The following is a 16,871-nucleotide window of genomic DNA, read 5'->3' on the forward strand; positions in this document are numbered from 1 at the left end:
TGGAAAAACCGATGAAAAAGAAAATGGTGCTCGTACTCGATGTAGAAGTGAATCAGAACGTGGATATGCAGGTGTTGGCCGATGAGATGACAAAAGCTCTCGGTACCGTAGAGGATATCGTGCTGCACGATGTCGTCCTGTTTGACAATGACGAATCCAGCGCGGATAAATGGGTGGCGAATCTGGATGTGAGCACGAAGTAGGAATGAAAAAAATCAGCAGTGGAAGCGTCCTCAGCAAAGCGTACTTTGTCTCTTATCTCCAGCTGGTGATGAGATCCAGAGGCTACGATCTGGGACAGGCGACCACGTATACGTTACATACGTTTTTTCAAGGCGACCTTTGTGCGTATGGACAGCAAACATACGAGAACTACCTGAGTGCGGTTGATGAGCTGAGAGGCGAATCGTATTGACAGGAAAAAACAGGACTGCTATAAAAATAGTGAGTAGCACTCGATGACTGAGAGTGCTAAAAGCTTGCTTCAAGCAGCATGCACTAGGCAATCCGGCTATGTCGAAGGGAGAGATACGAATGGAAAAGAAGCAGTTTCAGGCAGAATCCAAGCGCCTCTTGGAAATGATGATCAACTCCATCTACACCCAGAAGGAGATCTTTTTGCGCGAGCTCATTTCCAATGCGAGCGACGCAATCGATAAGATGTACTATAGAGCGCTCACAGATGACAGCCTGGTCTTTGACAAAGACAGCTATTACGTCAAGGTGATCGCAGACAAAAACAACCGTACATTGACCATCCGCGACACGGGGATCGGCATGACGCAGGACGAGCTGGAAAGCCACTTGGGAGTCATCGCCAAGAGCGGCTCGCTGGCCTTTAAAAAGGAAAACGAAACAAAGGATGGCCACGCCATCATCGGTCAGTTCGGTGTCGGCTTTTACTCGGCTTTCATGGTTGCCGATGTCGTGACGGTCATCAGCCGCGCGGTGAACAGTGACACTGCGTATAAGTGGGAATCGACTGGTGCGGACGGGTATACGATCGAGCCTGCTGTGAAGGATTCGGTAGGCACGGACATCATCCTGAAGATCAAAGAAAACACGGAGGATGAAAACTACGACGAGTATTTGGACGAATACCGCCTCAAGGCGATCATCAAGAAATACTCCGACTTCATCCGCTATCCGATCAAGATGGACGTGACGACCAGCAAGCTCGTGGAAGGCAGCGAGAGCGAGTACGAACAAGTCACTGAAGAGCAGCGCATCAACAGCATGGTGCCGATCTGGCGCAAAAAAAAAAGCGAGCTGACCGACGAAGATTACGAGCAATTTTACCGGGAAAAGCGGTACGGCTTTGACTCGCCGCTGAAGCATATCCACATCAGCGCTGATGGTGCCGTGGTGTATCAGGCGATTCTCTTTATTCCGGAGAACATCCCGTTCGACTACTATTCCAAGGAGTATGAAAAAGGACTGGAGCTGTACGCGAATGGCGTTCTGATCATGAACAAGTGCGCGGATCTTCTCCCCGACTATTTCAGCTTCGTCAAAGGGATGGTCGATTCGGAGAGCTTGTCGCTCAACATTTCCCGGGAGATGCTCCAGCATGACCGCCAGCTGAAGCTGATCGCGAAAAATATCGCCAGCAAGATCAAAAATCAGCTGCAAAGCATGCTCAAAAACGAGCGCGAGAAATACGAGAAATTTTATCAGGCATTTGGCAGACAGCTCAAGTTCGGCGTGTACAGCGACTACGGCATGAACAAGGACGTCCTGCAGGATCTGCTTTTGTTCACATCCTCCAAGGAGAAAAAGCTGGTCACGCTGGATGAATACGTGTCCAGAATGCCGGAAGACCAGAAGTACATCTACTACGCTTCCGGAGAGTCCAGCGAGCGGATCGAGAAGCTTCCGCAGACCGAGCTGGTACTGGAAAAAGGCTATGAGATCCTGTACTTCACGGAAGATATCGATGAATTCGCGATCAAGATGATCCAAACGTACAAGGACAAAGAATTCAAGTCCGTATCCAGCGGCGACTTGGGAATCGATGCAGACGAAACCGACAAGGACACGGATGCAGAGAACGAACAAAACAAAGAGCTGTTCGATTACATGAAAAACCTGCTCGCCGGAAAAGTGAGCAACGTGCGGGCGTCCAAACGCCTCAGGTCCCATCCCGTGTGCCTGACAACCGAAGGCGACATCACGATCGAGATGGAAAAAATCCTGAATGCGATGCCGACGGGCACGAACGTGAAAGCGGAAAAGGTATTGGAAATCAACGTTCAGCACGACGTGTTCCAGTCTTTGAAAAACGCGTTCGCCACAGACAAGGAAAAGCTGGATCTCTACACGGCGCTGCTGTACAATCAGGCGCTGCTGATCGAAGGCTTGCCGCTCCAAGACCCAGTGGAATTTACAAACGACATTTGCAAAATCATGGTGTAATGCTGACAAGGATGCTCCCTTCGGTGGGAAGCATCCTTGTTTTTTTTCTGGTAGCCGCAAAGAGGAACGGGGTGTAAAATTTTGGATATCAAACAGGGGAGGATATCGGGAGTGGAAAAACAAAACTACGATCGCTTGACGCTGAAGTATGTCAAAATTTCATCCTACATGAAATTGTGCGCAGCGGCAGGCTTCGCGTTTGGCTTGCTGATGGCCGTCTTCCAATTCGGAGTAGCCATCTTGAATCTGACTGCAACAGCCAGCATCGGAAGCATCGTCCTCACAGGGGTTCCTGCAGCCCTAATGATCCTGGTCTTTACACCGCTGCTTTCCAGTTTCTACGCTCTCGTGTTCAGTCTCATTTCTTACTTTCCCTTGATGTTCATCCTCCAAAAAGGGAAAGGGATCACGCTGGAAGGGGTATTCGATAGGGATGCCGAGGAGGGGGAAGGAGCCGGCCAGAAGATCTGATGCTCCCTCCCATGACGATATTCGCTACTCTTTGGCATACCAGTACAGGGCGTATTCCGTCATCGTGGATGCGTGGCCCATCTGGCGGAGCATCGCAGTGATGTTGCCGCGATGATAAGTGCCGTGGTTGACGATCTGCAGGAGGATTTCACCGTAGCTCGTGTCGCGGACACTTGTGTATGGGTTATCGAGAACGATGGTCTGCTCTAGATCCGCGTGCTCACGAATGAATGCCTGAATGCCTGAAGACACCTCTTGGTAAAGGGCCTCCAGTTCCTCGAGGCCGAGTGCTTCCGCCTGAGCCGTCCGTTCAAAAGTGGCACTCAAGGCATCTCTCATCTCCACGCCTGAGAGGATGCTGAGCCACGCAGAGTCGACCAGATAGATGTGAGCAAGCGCTTTGGATACGGTGGGAAAGACGCTCGTGATTTCTTGGGTGTAGACTTCCCTCGGCAATTCTTTCAGTCGGTTGATCATCGTTTGATTGGCCCAGACGTGAAAATCGTACATCGTTACCGGATAATTTGCCATTTTTGGTTCCTCCAATCATTGGGTGCTTGTGATGTCTTCATTGTAAAAGGTCTTCCCTGACAAATGCTGTCAGGGGATATTTTTTTTTCTGACCAGCTGCCCAGATGATCCGCGAGATCTTCGATAGGGCGGACACCACGAAAAAGCAGCCCGGCATCTGATCCGTGGCTGCTTTTCGGTTATTCCACTCCATCGTTAAAACGCACCAGCCGTGCCTATGGGAGCAAAGGCTCCCCTCGATTCCAGTCCTCGGCAAGCAGCTCGCCGTTGATGGCTGCCGCGGCCATGGAACCCAGGGATGCGGCCATGACCACCTGGTATTTATCCGTCGCAGAGTCACCTGCGCCAAAGACCCCCGGTACGTTCGTTTTGCCGGAAGGATCGACGATGATCGTGCCGGAATCCGTCGTTTGGCAGCCTAAGCTTTTCGGCAGTTCGGATCCCGCGACGAGCAAAGGGACAAAGAAGATCCCACGGCACGGGATGGAGGTGCCGTCCTCCAGCAAGACGTGCTGCACCATGCCATCGACAGATACGATCTGCTGGATCGGTGATGAAAACACGGGAACGTCATGCAATCTCAGCTCTTCGCGTTCCTCGTCCGACCATTCATCCGGCCCGTTGGTGCAGATGGTAAAGTGGCGAGACCAGCCCGAAATTGTTTGTGCCATGTGCAATGCTCGCGGACCTTTTGCGATCAGCACGAGGGGTTGGTCGCGAAGTTCCCATCCGTCGCAATAGGGGCAGACGAAGGCACTTTTTCCATACACATCGGCTAGACCGTCAATCTCCAGAGGCAGGTCCTTCATGCCTACTGCAAACAAGAGCTTTTTGCATCGATAAAGGCCACCCTGCGCGGTCGTGATGGTAAATTCTCCATCGGCACCCGTGACCGAGACGGCCGTGTCCTCCACAAATGCAACCGATGGATAAGCGCCGATCTGTTCCCTAGCAATTCGGCGAAGCTCGCCAGGTGCGATGCCGTCCCTGGTCAGGAACCCATGCGACTCGCGTGTGACCCGATTGCGCGGCTGCTCAGCATCGATGACCACCACGCTTCTTTTCGCTCTCCCCAGTAACAGAGCTGCACTCAACCCGGCAGGGCCGCCTCCGATAATTCCCACATCAATGGACGTTTCCACGCCTGAAAACCACCTTTCTAGACTCCTAATATCTATAATAAAAGGCGAAAATAGCAGGTCTTTCTTTTACGCACAAAGGAATCTCATTCGTTCAGCGTCGTTTGAATGGATGGGCTGAAGCGATTTCGATTCATTTTGTGGCTATTATAGACCTTTGATATCCATGATAGTGATTCTCTTTGTGTTTTGCAAGCTTTCTTTTTGCAGGGGAGGAAATCCACCAATGCCGTAGGGGAGAAGGCAAGCAATTGAGAGGCATCGGCAATATGCTATGGATAACGAAGAAGCGATAGTCTTTCCCACCCTAAATCGCAACGAGGGGGAATGCGCAGGTGGTGAACAAGCAAGCCTGTCTGAAGGCTCTCTGTAAGCAAAAGCCCAAGCAAAAGCCCAAAGGCTGTCCGCAGCAATGCACCCATCAGCTCCATCACCCTCATTAGCTAGATTGAACGATATTCAACTTTGTTGATCGGCTATTCAGAAGTCGCTATAATCATAGGAGGAACAAGTGAAGAAGGGGATGTTTGTCATCGATCTATCCAAAATAGGGAAACGCATACGCAAAGCTCGGCTGAGCCAGGGCTTCACTCAGCAGGAGCTGGCGGACAGATGCGGATTCACCAAGAGCCTCCTATCGAAAATTGAAAACGGACAAACCGCTTCAGCCGTGGCGACTTTGTCAAAAATAGCCGATCATTTGAAAACACCGTTAGCCTGGTTTTTGGAAGAGGATCGCGATGACCACCTTGTGTTATCTCCGCACAGGCAGCGTACCTCCAAGCTGGGGAGCAAGGAAATGGGCTACTTGTACGAGACGCTCGCAAACCGGTCCCGATTCAGCAAGATCGAGCCAGTCCTCGTGACAGTACCCGTGGACATGCCGGCGACAGAGCCATTCACGCATCCCGAGGAAGAGTTCATCTACATCGTGAGCGGGACGATCGTTTTGTTTTACGATGGGGAGAAGCATGTGCTCGAGGAAGGGGATACCGCTTATTTTGCGGGAAGCAAGCCGCACATCTTCCTCCCGTACGGCAATGAGGAAGCGAAGGTGCTGAGCGTGTTCATTCAGCCTTCTGCGTGAGGAGAACATAGCAATAGCATCCGTTTCACGAAAAGTGCAGCAGACGAGGCTGTGCTTTTTTTCTTGCCCCAAGAATAGAATGAAACTAGCTTGACAATTCAGTTTATTCAAAATACGATGGAGTCAGGTGATAATTGGATCCAATATACAGGATTCAATATATGCGCACGAATGGATCTTTTATCGCGTACATCAGCTGTCTGTATGGAGGTGGTGATTCAGGATAGCTAGGCATTTTCTTCAGAAAAGGGAAGGGAATCTATCTATTTTGAGGAGTTGAACGGTCTTGTCAAAACCAAAACTGTTTGTTCTTGACACTGGCAGAATGCAAATGGACAAAGGCTTTATGGTAGCCATGCACAATCCGGCATCTGTGCTCAACCCCAATCCTCCTGCAGAGTTTGTTGAATTTCCTGTCTATGCTGTCTTGATTGACCATCCGGATGGAAAGATCCTCTTTGATACAGGCTGCAACCCGGAAGGCATGGGTGAAAAAGGGCGTTGGCCAAAAGGGGTGCAGCAGCTGTTTCCGCTGGCGATGTCGGAAGAGTGCTACCTGATCAACCGCCTGGCCCAATTGCGCGTGCGACCTGAGGATATCAAATACGTCGTCGCCTCCCATCTGCATCTCGACCATGCAGGCTGCCTGGAGATGTTTACGAACGCGACGATCATCGTGCATGAGAATGAATTATCCAACACCATGAAGACGTATGCCATCAACAAAGATATGGGCGCCTATGTATGGGCGGACATCGATGCCTGGGTGAAAAACGGCTTGAACTGGAAGACGATTCGACCCAAGGACGAGGAAGTCCAGCTCGTAGACGGCGTCAAGATTCTCAATTTCGGAGCGGGTCACGCATGGGGCATGCTGGGCCTGCACGTCGAGCTGCCGGGGACGGGCGGAATCATCCTGGCTTCGGATGCGGTTTACTCTGCCGAAAACTACGGTCCACCGATCAAAATACCGGGCATCATTTACGACTCTGTCGGGTTCACCAGCACGGTCGAGCGGATCAAGGCGTATGCCGAAAGGACGAAATCGCAGGTCTGGTTCGGACACGACAATGAGCAGTTCCAGAAGTTCATCAAGTCGACGGAAGGATTCTACGAATAATTTGATTCGAGATCGGAGGACGGGGCGATGAAAGGGAAAGTAGCTGTCATGAGTGAACCAGGCAAGCTGTCGTTTGCCGAATACGGTCTGCCAGAGCCAGGGCCTGGTGCGGTTTTGGTCAAAGTAGTCAGGACGAATGTCTGCGGTTCTGAGCTGCATATTTGGCAGGGGCACCACCCCACGAAAAAATCCGGCGTGATGGGTCACGAGATGGTCGGGGAGATCGCCGCGCTCGGAGAAGGCGTGACGACGGACTATGCAGGCAATCCCGTACAGATCGGGGATCGCGTAGCTGCCGCCTATTTCATCACTTGCCGCAAGTGTGCGCCTTGCCAGCAGGGTCAAATGCACCTTTGCGAAAACGCTTACAAGCATTGGGTAAAAGACCCTGAAGAAGCGCCGCACTTTCATGGAACCTTCGGCACGCACTACTATCTGCCGCCGGATCAGTATTTCTACAAGGTCCCGGACAATGTGCCGGATGCCGCAGCAGCGAGTGCCAACTGCGCACTGTCACAGGTGTATTTTGGAATCGACAAGACAGGCGTGCGCTGCGGAGACACCGTCGTCATCCAAGGGGCAGGCGGGCTCGGGCTGAATGCGAGTGCAGTGGCCAAAGAGTACGGAGCGACTGTCATCTGCATCGACGGTGTGACCAGCCGCCTGGAAAAGTCGAGACAATTCGGGGCCGACCACTTGATCCACATGAGCGAGTACGACACGGTGGAAAAACGGGTAAAAGCCGTGCAGGAGCTGACCGGCGGAAAGGGTGCCGACGTCTGCATGGAGCTCACGGGAGTACCGGCCGCCCTGAATGAAGGGGTCAATCTGCTCCGTTACGGCGGAAAGTACATCAGCATCGGCAACATTTCTCCTGGACAAATGACGTCGTTTGACCCAGGGCTGATGACGCGCAAAGCCTTGACCATCTACTCCTACATGCGTTACGAGCCTTGGTATCTCAACCGCGCCTTGCACTTCATTTCCAAAAACATCGAGAAGTATCCGTTTGACGAGCTGCTGGATGCGGAATTCGACCTCGAGGATGTCAATATCGCCCTCGACAAGTCTGCGGCGAGAGAAATTACCCGCGCCACAATCGTGGCAAACAGATAACAGAGAAAAGCAGGGAGGGGACGAGGAAGCAAATGAATCGACTGCAGATGTATATCGGCGGAGGCTGGACAGACAGCTCCTCCGGTGACGTGATTACGACGATCAATCCGGCGACGAAGGAAGCATTGGCGACGTTTCCGCGGGGAAACCAGGACGATGTGGACCGAGCCGTCAAAGCGGCGCGAGCGACGTTCGAATCGAGTGAATGGCGCGAAATTTTGCCAGCCGAAAGAGGAAGGATGCTGCTTCGTCTATGTCAGCTCATCCGCGAGCAAAAAGACGAGCTGGCCCACCTGGAGACATTGGATACGGGCAAGCCGCTGGCGCAAGCATTGGCGGATGTGGAAGTCGCTGCACGCTATTGCGAGTATTATGCAGGCGCAGCCGACAAGATTTTGGGGGAGACGATCCCCATACGCTCAGACATTTTGAATTACACGATCCGCGAGCCGCTCGGCGTCACCGCTCATATCGTGCCGTGGAACTATCCGATTCAGATTGCGGTCCGCAGTCTGGCACCGGCAGTCGCTGCAGGCAATACCGTGGTCATGAAGCCGGCGGAGGACACGCCGCTCACTGCCCTGCGCATCGCCGATCTGTGTGAAAAGGCAGGTTTTCCCGCTGGCGTGGTCAATATGGTAACCGGCTACGGTGCCGAAGCAGGCGCGGCACTGGCAGCCCACCCCGATATCGATCACATCACGTTCACGGGCTCGGTCGTGACGGGGATGACGATCATGAAAACGGCTGCGCAGCAGATCAAGCCAGTGACGCTGGAGCTGGGCGGCAAGTCTCCGAATATCGTGTTTGCCGACGCTGATCTGGATGACGCCGCTCACTGGGTCGTTCGCTCCATTACGCAAAATGCAGGCCAGACTTGCTCGGCTGGCTCCAGACTGCTGGTGGAGGAATCTGTCCGCGAAACGTTCGTAGCGAAAGTCGTCGCCCTCATGTCTGCCCTGCGGATCGGCCCCGGGCTGGAAAATGCCGAAGTAGGCCCGATCATCTCGGAGAAGCAGCTTTCGCGAATCGAGTCTTACATGCAGGTGGCGAAAGAAGATGGCGCCGTGATTCGCACAGGCGGCCAGCGTCATACAGAAGCAGGGGACGGCTTCTTTTTCCAGCCGACTGTCATCGATGGGGTCACGCCGGATGGCAGATTGGCGCAGGAGGAGATTTTCGGACCTGTGCTGGTGGTGCTGCCGTTCCGCACCAAGGAAGAGGCACTGGCCATCGCCAATGGGACGGAATACGGATTGGTCACAGGCGTTTGGACGTCGGACATCAACAAGGCCCACTGGCTGGCGGGTCGGGTCAAATCTGGCCAGGTTTTTATCAACAACTACGGCGCGGGCGGTGGCGTCGAGATGACCTTTGGCGGCTACCGAAAAAGCGGGTTTGGCCGTGAAAAAGGTCTCGAAGCTCTGAAATACTACACGCAGGTAAAAAACGTGGCTGTCAAAGTAAATGGATAAACGAGTCGGCCCCTCGTTGGAAGACGGGGGGTTTGATCGTCATATGATTGGATCCAAAATACAAAATCCTGACAGATAGAGGGGATAGGGATGCGCCCATTGGATGGGATCACGGTCGTTGCACTGGAGCAGGCTGTAGCCGCGCCGTTTGCGACCCGCCAATTAGCGGAGCTGGGAGCGAGAGTTATCAAAATTGAAAGGCCGCATGTCGGTGACTTTGCCCGCCATTACGACAAGACGGTCCACGGCATGTCGAGCCACTTTGTTTGGTGCAATCACTCCAAGGAGTCTCTCACATTGAATGTCAAAGCCCCCGAAGCGAAAGGCATTCTCGACCGGCTGCTCTCCCGGGCGGATGTGTTTATCCAAAATTTTGGACCCGGGGCCATTGATCGTCTCGGCTTTGGTACCGACGTATTGAAGGAAGTGTACCCGCACCTCATCATTTGCAGCATTTCGGGCTACGGGGAGAACGGGCCGTATCGGGAAAAGAAGGCGTACGATTTGCTCGTCCAGTGCGAGGCAGGTCTCGTCTCCGTGACTGGATCAGAAGAGGTCCCCTCCAAGGTCGGCATCTCTGTAGCGGATATCGCCGCGGGGATGTATGCCTATTCGGGGATTTTGACGGCATTGATCGCGCGCAGCAAAACCGGCAAAGGAAGCGTGCTGGAAATCTCCATGCTCGAAGCATTGGGGGAATGGATGGGGTTTCCACTTTATTATACAAACTACAGCGGAAATGAACCGAAACGAAACGGAGCGAGCCACGCGACGATCTATCCGTACGGGCCGTTTCGTACAGGGAATGAAAAGACCGTATTTCTCGCCATTCAAAACGAGCGGGAGTGGGAGATGTTCTGCAAGCTGGTGATCGAGCAGCCAGAGCGAGTGGACGATCCCCGGTTCGTTACCAATTCGGAGCGGTTGGACAATCGCGATGTGCTGCAAGGCGTCATTGATGAGGTGTTTTCGCGTTTGACGGCAGAGGAGGTCATCGAGCGACTGGAACGAGCCAAGATCGCCAATGCGCGGCTCAATACGGTTCAGGATTTTTGGGATCATCCGCAGCTTCGGGCACGCAATCGCTGGCGGCAGGTAGAGACTCCGGTGGGACCTGTGCAGACGCTTCTTCCCCCTGTGACGATGCAAGGCATGGAGCCTCATTTGGGACCGATCCCGCAGCTGGGCGAGCACAACGAAAAAATCCTGATGGAGTGCGGATTTGACGAGGGAACGATCCGCAAATGGCGAGAGGCAGGTGTGGTGTGAATGAGGCAGGCCCGCACATGGATGTTCGTCCCGGGCTCGGATCGAAACAAGCTGGAAAAGGTGGATCGATTGCAGGCCGATGCCGTCATTTACGATCTGGAGGATGCAGTGGCCTTTGGGGAAAAGGACATCGCCAGACAGCTCGTGCATGAGGTGCTGCAGGCAGGGCGAGCAGCAGGCTCGCCAGCCCGTTACGTCCGCGTCAACGCCATGGACACCCCTTATTTTGAAGAAGATATCAGAAGCACCTGGGGGATCGGACTTGGCGGGATTGTCCTCCCGAAAGCAGAAGACCCCAAAGCAATCGCGAGGCTTGACGCGATACTCGCTGGGCAACAGCATACCTCCCCCGTCGAAATCGTCCCTTTGATCGAGACGGCTCGCGGCTTGTATCAGGCTTACGAAATCGCCAGAGCGAGCAAGCGGATCAAGCGTCTGATGTTCGGCTCGATTGATTTTGCACTCGATATTCAGGCGCAGCTGACTCCCGATGGAGGGGAGCTGCTCTACGCGCGATCACAGCTTGTCGTCGTCTCCCGAGCGGCAGGCATCGAGGCTCCGATTGATGCCGTTTTTCCGAATATACGCGACACGGCTGGTTTGATCCGAGAGACACAGCGAGCCAAGCAGCTGGGCTTTCGAGGTAAGCTGCTCATTCACCCGTGCCAGATCGGTCCGGTGCGCGAAGTGTTTGCACCCAGCAGCGAGGAAGTGCTGGAAGCCGAGCAGATTGTGTCAGCCTTTCAGGAGGCGCTCTCCGCGGGGATCGGCAGCATTCAAGTCCGTGGGAAAATGGTCGATACGCCTGTCTATGAGCGGGCAAAAAGGGTCCTGGAGGAAGTCTCTCGTCTAATCCAAAGCAAGGAGAAGAGCGATGAGCGTAAGTAAAGAGTTCGCCCAGTACGTAACAAGGCTGACGTATGCGGAACTCCCGCAGGAAGTGGTGGCATTTGCGAAGATCTGCATTCTAGATTGGCTGGGATCGGCATTGGCAGGTTCCAGCAAGGCTCCCATTCACATGCTGGCCCAGGTGGCACAGGAGCTGGGGGGATCGGAGCAGGCGACCCTCGTGACCGGGGGCAGGTCATCGGTGACCCATGCTGCCCTGGTCAATGGAGCGTCCAGCCATATCGTCGAGCTGGATGATATCCACAAAGCCTCCATCATCCATGCCGGGACAGTCGTCATACCGGCTGCCCTGGCGGTGGCGGAATGGAAGCAAAAGAGCGGTCGGGAGCTGATCGAGGCGATCGTGGCGGGATACGAGGTCTGCTATCGCATTGGGGAGGCTGTATCTCCTTCTCACTATTATTTCTGGCACAACACGGCCACCTGCGGAACGTTCGGTGCGGCTGTCGCTGCGAGCAAGCTGCTTGGACAACGAGAGGAGCAAATCGTCCATACCCTGGGAAGCGCGGGGACACAGGCGGCAGGACTCTGGGAGTTCATCGAGGATGGTGCCATGTCCAAGCAGCTTCATCCGGGGAAAGCCGCAATGAACGGCATTTTGGCAGCACTTTTGGCTGAGAAGGGCTTTACCGGAGCCAGCCGGATCCTGGAGGGAAAGCGCGGATTCGTCCGCGCCATGTCGCAGGAAGTGGATCCGGAGCAGATGACACAGGGATTGGGCACGACGCACAAGATCATGGAGAACTCTTTTAAAATCCACGCCTCGTGCCGGCATACCCATCACGCGATTGATTTGATCGTTGCGATGATGGCGGAGCATGGCGTTTCATGGCAGAAAGTAGAGAGGGTACGCGTCCGCACCTACCAGGTTGCTCTGACGATCACAGACAATCCCGATCCGGGGAGTGTGTATGCCGCCAAGTTTAGTCTGCAGTATTGCGTCGCCCTCGCGCTGGTAAAAGGCAGTGCAGGCTTGCATGATTTTACCGAGGAGGCTCTCTATGATCCCGTCATTCGGGAAGTGATGCGGCGTGTGGAAGTCTGTGTCGATCCCGACATTGATGCGCGGTACCCGCGGAAATGGGAGGCGGCAGCAGAGCTTGATCTGGCGGATGGAACAACCATTTGTCAGCATGCGGAATATCCAAAGGGAGATCCGGAAAATCCGGTGACGCATGGACAAATCGTTCAGAAATTTCGGACATTGGCTTTGGATCAGCCAAAGGACACGATCGAGCATTATTTGCAGATGATCGATGAGCTGGAGCACGTGCCGGATGTGGCGATGTTCTTTGCCCAGATGAAAGGGAGAGGAAGAGCGTGAACCATTTTCTCCTCTCCAGGCTGCACTCCCTGGCAGGAATCGTGCCATTAGGTGCGTTCCTCATCGAGCACTTTTACTCCAATGCCGTCGCTCTGCTGGGTGCCTCCGCGTATGACAGGCAAGTGGCGACGCTTCAGGGCATTCCGTGGCTGTGGGTGATCGAGATCCTCTTTATCCTCATCCCGGTGCTGTATCATGCAGGCTACGGCATCTATCTGGCGATTTTGTCTGAGGCAAATACAGGCTCCTATGGATATGCGAGCAATTGGCGCTTTGTACTTCAGCGGGTGAGCGGGATCGTGACGCTGCTGTTCGTGGTTTACCACGTCTGGAGCTTTCGTTTGAAAAGCGCCATCTTCGGGATGGACATCCACTTTGATGCCGTGTCCGCGCACTTGATGAATCCGTGGATTTTCGCAGGCTACGTGGTGGGCATTCTCTCGACGACCTTTCATTTTACCAACGGCTTGTGGTCGGGACTCATCACATGGGGGATTACATCTGGTCCGCGCGGCCAGCGGTTGTCTGGTCGCATCATGCTGGTCTTGTTTTTCCTGCTTAGCGCCGTTGGGGTCGCGAGTCTCGCTGCGTTTGTCTAGCGTTACGAAAAGGAGGTGTGAGAGATGAAAAAGCAAAACGTCATCGTGGTTGGCGGGGGCTTGGCCGGGCTGATGGCTGCCATCCAGATTGCGGAGAAAGGAGGAACTGTCAAGCTGTTCTCACTCGTACCCGTGCGCAGGTCCCATTCCGTCTGTGCCCAAGGGGGAATCAATGGCGCCGTCAACACAAAAGGAGAGGGCGACTCTACCTGGGAGCATTTTGACGACACGATCTACGGCGGGGATTTTCTGGCTGATCAGCCTCCGGTCAAAGCCATGTGCGAGGCTGCTCCGGAGATCATTTACCTGTTTGACCGGATGGGGGTGCAGTTTAACCGGACCGTAGAAGGACAGATTGACTTTCGCAGGCTTGGCGGTGCCAAATATTCGCGGACGGCGTTTGCCGGGGCGACGACGGGTCAGCAGCTGCTGTACGCCTTGGATGAGCAGGTCAGACGCTACGAAGCACAAGGCCTGATCGAAAAATGGGAGTACTGGGAATTCCTCTCCCTCATTTTGGATGAGGAGCCTCGCTGCCGGGGGATCGTGGCGCAGGATCTGAAGTCGATGGAAGTTCGCGCGTTTCGGGCAGACGCGGTGATTTTGGCTGCGGGCGGGATCGGATATATCTTCCGCAAAAGCACCAATTCGGTCATTAACACAGGGAGCGCGCACAGCATCGCCTACCAGCAAGGTGTCCATTACGCCAATCCGGAGTTTATCCAGATTCATCCGACCGCGATCCCCGGAGATGACAAGCTGCGGCTGATGTCGGAGTCCGCGCGAGGGGAAGGAGGACGATTGTGGGTGTACCGGGACGGAAAGCCGTGGTACTTCCTCGAGGAGAAATACCCTGCCTACGGGAACCTAGTGCCGCGCGACATCGCGACCCGTGAGATTTTTCACGTCTGCGTCGACTTGAAGCTCGGGATCAACGGAGAGAACATGGTCTACCTCGACATCTCCCATCTCCCAGCCAAGCAGCTGGATGAAAAGCTGGGGGGCATTCTGGACATCTACGAAAAATTTGTGGGGGACGATCCGCGCAAGGTCCCGATGCACATTTTCCCCGCGATGCACTACTCCATGGGCGGGCTGGCTGTCGACTACAACCAGATGACCAATATAAAAGGTGTGTTCGCTTGCGGAGAGTGCGATCATCAGTACCACGGCGCCAACCGGCTGGGAGCCAATTCCCTGGTATCTGCGGTGTACGGGGGGATGGTGGCGGGACCGGCAGCGCTGCGCTATATTTCGGGCCTTTCCACCTCTGCGGCTGACGTTTCCTCACAGCTTTTCGAGGCGGAGCAAAACAGGCAGGAGGACGCGTTCGCGGCACTCACCCGGATGGACGGACCGGAAAATCCGTACCAGCTTCATGTCGAGATGAGCGACTGGATGGTAGAGAATGTGACCGTGGTACGCGATAACGACCGATTGGACAAAACGGATGAAAAGCTGCAGGAGCTGCAGGAGCGCTGGAAGCGGATCGGCGTCGATGACCTGTCGCGCTACCAAAACAAATCGGCGGCTTTTACCCGTCAATTGCACAACATGCTGCAGCTGGCGCGGGTCATCACACTCGGTGCGCGGAACCGCAACGAGAGTCGAGGCGCCCATTACAAGCCGGAATTTTCAGAGCGAAATGACGGCGAGTGGCTGAAGACGACCATTGCGTCGCATACGCCGGAAGGACCGGTCTTTCACTACAAGGACGTGGACCTCTCTCATATTCAGCCGCGTGCGCGAAGGTATGACGTCGTGAAAGAAGCAGAAGCTGGCGCCAAGGAGCAACAGGGGGTGGCCAAATGACACAGGCGCGGCAGATTCGGATCAAGGTCAAGCGTCAGGATTCAGCGGATCAAGCGCCTTATTGGGAAGAATTCGACGTCCCCTACCGCAAAAACATGAACGTCATCTCGGTCCTCATGGAAATCCAGCGCAACCCTGTCCGGGCAGATGGCGTGCGGGTGCGATCGGTGTTCTGGGAATACAACTGCCTGGAGGAGGTGTGCGGAGCCTGCAGCATGCGGATCAACGGCAAGGTGCGGCAAGCCTGCTCGGCCCTGATCGATCGTTTGGAGCAGCCAATAGTTCTCGAGCCGATGAGCACCTTTCCCGTCGAGAAGGATTTGATCGTCAATCGTCAAATCATGTTCGAAGGCCTGCAAAAAATCAAAGGGTGGATCGCCATCGACGGTACCTATCCACTGGGACCGGGACCGCGGATCGCACCGGATGAGCAGCAGGAGGCGTACAAATATGCCACATGCATGACGTGCGGCTGCTGTCTGGAGGCATGTCCGAATGTCAATGACCACTCCCCTTATTTGGGGCCGCAAGCGATGGCGCAAGCGAAGTATTTCAACAGCCATCCGATCGGCAAAATGATGGCCAAGGAGCGCCTCGAGGCTGTGGTCAGCAAAGAAGGCATCGCGAACTGCGGAAATTCGCAAAACTGCGTGCAGGTCTGTCCAAAGGAAATTCCTTTGACGACGGCATTGGCCGAGCTGAATCGAGATGCGAACCGCTACATGCTGCGCAAGCTATTGAAAGGGTGACACGGATGCGGGAAGTGACCTATGACACAATCGTCGAAGCGGTAAAGCGGCTCTGTATTGACGCGAATGTAGAGCTTGGATCTGATGTCGTGCGAGCCATGCAGGAGGCGAAAAGTCAGGAAAAGTCTGCAGTTGCGGACGAAGTGCTGTCGCAGCTGCTGCAAAATGCCGAGATCGCCGCAGCCGAGAGGGTCCCGATGTGCCAAGACACCGGGATGGCTGTCTTTCTGGTCGAGCTGGGGCAGGACTGCCATATTGTCGGGGGCAGCCTGTACGACGCGATCAACGAAGGAATTCGCAGAGGCTACGGAGAGGGATACTTGCGCGCCTCCATCGTCCAGGATCCCATCCAGCGCAAAAATACGGGGGACAATACGCCGGGCATTGTGCATGTGGAGCTCGTCTCCGGAGATACCTGCACCATCCACATGACGGCCAAGGGCTTCGGCAGTGAAAACATGAGCAGGCTGCAAATGATGAAGCCCTCTGACGGGATCGATGCAGTCGAGGATTTCGTCGTCGAGACGGTGAGGCTGGCAGGACCCAACGCTTGTCCGCCTGTCGTCGTGGGCGTCGGGCTGGGGGGGAACTTTGAGCATTCTGCCTATCTGGCAAAGCGAGCGCTGTTTCGCCCGGTGGGAGAGCGAAATCAGCGGCCGGATGCGGCAGAGCTGGAGCTGGCACTCCTTGCGAAAATCAATCAGCTCGGTTTGGGACCACAAGGAATGGGCGGCCGCACGACGGCATTGGACGTCCACGTGGAGCTCTACGCTACCCATATCGCGGGACTTCCGGTAGCGGTCAATATCAATTGCCATGCAAGCCGCCACAAGCACGTCACTTTGTAGGAGGAGC

17 protein-coding genes are annotated in these 16,871 nt (G+C 54.6%); 15 read left to right on the forward strand and 2 right to left on the reverse strand.

Annotated elements, in window-relative coordinates; genetic code table 11:
* Positions 1 to 11 precede the first annotated feature (11 nt).
* The 4 genes from JNE38_RS07760 to JNE38_RS07775 all read left to right on the forward strand — a co-directional run bounded on the left by JNE38_RS07760 (position 12) and on the right by JNE38_RS07775 (position 2,886).
* Positions 12 to 203, forward strand: a complete 192-nt coding sequence (locus JNE38_RS07760) for a hypothetical protein (RefSeq protein ID WP_203356022.1) — start codon at positions 12 to 14, stop codon at positions 201 to 203.
* Between the two features lie 2 nt (positions 204 to 205).
* Positions 206 to 415, forward strand: a complete 210-nt coding sequence (locus JNE38_RS07765; RefSeq protein WP_203356023.1) for a hypothetical protein — start codon at positions 206 to 208, stop codon at positions 413 to 415.
* A 119-nt stretch (positions 416 to 534) separates the two neighbouring features.
* Positions 535 to 2,415: a molecular chaperone HtpG gene (htpG, locus tag JNE38_RS07770; protein ID WP_203356024.1), complete on the forward strand. Its 1,881-nt coding sequence runs from the start codon at positions 535 to 537 to the stop codon at positions 2,413 to 2,415.
* Positions 2,416 to 2,526: 111 nt separating this feature from the next.
* Positions 2,527 to 2,886 carry a hypothetical protein gene (locus JNE38_RS07775; RefSeq protein WP_203356025.1) on the forward strand — a complete coding sequence of 120 codons (360 nt, stop codon included), beginning with the start codon at positions 2,527 to 2,529 and terminating at the stop codon, positions 2,884 to 2,886.
* Positions 2,887 to 2,910: 24 nt separating this feature from the next.
* On the opposite strand, the gene JNE38_RS07780 is transcribed toward JNE38_RS07775, so the two are convergent.
* Together JNE38_RS07780 and JNE38_RS07785 are read right to left on the reverse strand one after the other, a co-directional pair.
* The gene (locus JNE38_RS07780; protein ID WP_203356026.1) at positions 2,911 to 3,417 is read right to left on the reverse strand and encodes a DinB family protein; all 507 of its coding nucleotides are present in this window, start codon (positions 3,415 to 3,417) and stop codon (positions 2,911 to 2,913) included.
* A gap of 215 nt (positions 3,418 to 3,632) precedes the next feature.
* Positions 3,633 to 4,559, reverse strand: coding sequence for an NAD(P)/FAD-dependent oxidoreductase (locus JNE38_RS07785; RefSeq protein ID WP_203356027.1), 927 nt, complete (start codon positions 4,557 to 4,559; stop codon positions 3,633 to 3,635).
* Between the two features lie 508 nt (positions 4,560 to 5,067).
* Between JNE38_RS07785 and JNE38_RS07790 the strand changes: the two genes are divergently transcribed.
* From JNE38_RS07790 to JNE38_RS07840, 11 genes are all read left to right on the forward strand, one after another.
* Positions 5,068 to 5,643, forward strand: a complete 576-nt coding sequence (locus tag JNE38_RS07790; RefSeq protein WP_238933586.1) for a helix-turn-helix domain-containing protein — start codon at positions 5,068 to 5,070, stop codon at positions 5,641 to 5,643.
* A gap of 286 nt (positions 5,644 to 5,929) precedes the next feature.
* Positions 5,930 to 6,763: an AhlS family quorum-quenching N-acyl homoserine lactonase gene (gene ahlS / locus JNE38_RS07795; protein ID WP_238933587.1), complete on the forward strand. Its 834-nt coding sequence runs from the start codon at positions 5,930 to 5,932 to the stop codon at positions 6,761 to 6,763.
* A gap of 27 nt (positions 6,764 to 6,790) precedes the next feature.
* The gene (locus tag JNE38_RS07800) at positions 6,791 to 7,879 is read left to right on the forward strand and encodes a zinc-binding dehydrogenase (RefSeq protein WP_203356028.1); all 1,089 of its coding nucleotides are present in this window, start codon (positions 6,791 to 6,793) and stop codon (positions 7,877 to 7,879) included.
* A gap of 32 nt (positions 7,880 to 7,911) precedes the next feature.
* Positions 7,912 to 9,354, forward strand: a complete 1,443-nt coding sequence (locus JNE38_RS07805) for an aldehyde dehydrogenase family protein (RefSeq protein ID WP_203356029.1) — start codon at positions 7,912 to 7,914, stop codon at positions 9,352 to 9,354.
* A 90-nt stretch (positions 9,355 to 9,444) separates the two neighbouring features.
* A complete protein-coding gene (locus JNE38_RS07810) occupies positions 9,445 to 10,623 on the forward strand; it encodes a CaiB/BaiF CoA transferase family protein (protein WP_203356030.1) in 1,179 nt (392 codons plus the stop codon).
* Positions 10,624 to 11,511, forward strand: a complete 888-nt coding sequence (locus JNE38_RS07815; protein ID WP_203356031.1) for an HpcH/HpaI aldolase/citrate lyase family protein — start codon at positions 10,624 to 10,626, stop codon at positions 11,509 to 11,511.
* Positions 11,498 to 12,856: an MmgE/PrpD family protein gene (locus JNE38_RS07820; protein WP_203356032.1), complete on the forward strand. Its 1,359-nt coding sequence runs from the start codon at positions 11,498 to 11,500 to the stop codon at positions 12,854 to 12,856. The genes JNE38_RS07815 and JNE38_RS07820 overlap by 14 nt, the downstream gene beginning before the upstream one ends.
* On the forward strand, positions 12,853 to 13,455 hold the full coding sequence (locus JNE38_RS07825) for a succinate dehydrogenase/fumarate reductase transmembrane subunit (protein ID WP_203356033.1): 603 nt from the start codon (positions 12,853 to 12,855) through the stop codon (positions 13,453 to 13,455). The genes JNE38_RS07820 and JNE38_RS07825 overlap by 4 nt, the downstream gene beginning before the upstream one ends.
* A gap of 24 nt (positions 13,456 to 13,479) precedes the next feature.
* On the forward strand, positions 13,480 to 15,267 hold the full coding sequence (gene sdhA, locus JNE38_RS07830; RefSeq protein WP_203356034.1) for a succinate dehydrogenase flavoprotein subunit: 1,788 nt from the start codon (positions 13,480 to 13,482) through the stop codon (positions 15,265 to 15,267).
* Positions 15,264 to 16,016, forward strand: a complete 753-nt coding sequence (gene sdhB / locus JNE38_RS07835) for a succinate dehydrogenase iron-sulfur subunit (protein WP_203356035.1) — start codon at positions 15,264 to 15,266, stop codon at positions 16,014 to 16,016. The genes sdhA and sdhB overlap by 4 nt, the downstream gene beginning before the upstream one ends.
* 5 nt (positions 16,017 to 16,021) lie before the next feature.
* Positions 16,022 to 16,864, forward strand: a complete 843-nt coding sequence (locus tag JNE38_RS07840; RefSeq protein ID WP_203356036.1) for a fumarate hydratase — start codon at positions 16,022 to 16,024, stop codon at positions 16,862 to 16,864.
* Positions 16,865 to 16,871 lie beyond the last annotated feature (7 nt).

The organism is Brevibacillus choshinensis (assembly GCF_016811915.1).
Lineage (GTDB): Bacteria > Bacillota > Bacilli > Brevibacillales > Brevibacillaceae > Brevibacillus > Brevibacillus choshinensis_A.

Excerpts from the sequence above, each read along its gene's own strand:
- JNE38_RS07760 (WP_203356022.1), top strand. The coding sequence starts at position 12 with ATGAAAAAGAAAATGGTGCTCGTACTCGATGTAGAAGTGAATCAGAAC.
- JNE38_RS07765 (WP_203356023.1), top strand. The coding sequence starts at position 206 with ATGAAAAAAATCAGCAGTGGAAGCGTCCTCAGCAAAGCGTACTTTGTC.
- htpG (WP_203356024.1), top strand. The coding sequence starts at position 535 with ATGGAAAAGAAGCAGTTTCAGGCAGAATCCAAGCGCCTCTTGGAAATG.
- JNE38_RS07780 (WP_203356026.1), bottom strand. The coding sequence starts at position 3,417 with ATGGCAAATTATCCGGTAACGATGTACGATTTTCACGTCTGGGCCAAT.
- JNE38_RS07800 (WP_203356028.1), top strand. The coding sequence starts at position 6,791 with ATGAAAGGGAAAGTAGCTGTCATGAGTGAACCAGGCAAGCTGTCGTTT.
- JNE38_RS07805 (WP_203356029.1), top strand. The coding sequence starts at position 7,912 with ATGAATCGACTGCAGATGTATATCGGCGGAGGCTGGACAGACAGCTCC.
- JNE38_RS07810 (WP_203356030.1), top strand. The coding sequence starts at position 9,445 with ATGCGCCCATTGGATGGGATCACGGTCGTTGCACTGGAGCAGGCTGTA.
- JNE38_RS07815 (WP_203356031.1), top strand. The coding sequence starts at position 10,624 with ATGAGGCAGGCCCGCACATGGATGTTCGTCCCGGGCTCGGATCGAAAC.
- JNE38_RS07820 (WP_203356032.1), top strand. The coding sequence starts at position 11,498 with ATGAGCGTAAGTAAAGAGTTCGCCCAGTACGTAACAAGGCTGACGTAT.
- sdhA (WP_203356034.1), top strand. The coding sequence starts at position 13,480 with ATGAAAAAGCAAAACGTCATCGTGGTTGGCGGGGGCTTGGCCGGGCTG.
- sdhB (WP_203356035.1), top strand. The coding sequence starts at position 15,264 with ATGACACAGGCGCGGCAGATTCGGATCAAGGTCAAGCGTCAGGATTCA.
- JNE38_RS07840 (WP_203356036.1), top strand. The coding sequence starts at position 16,022 with ATGCGGGAAGTGACCTATGACACAATCGTCGAAGCGGTAAAGCGGCTC.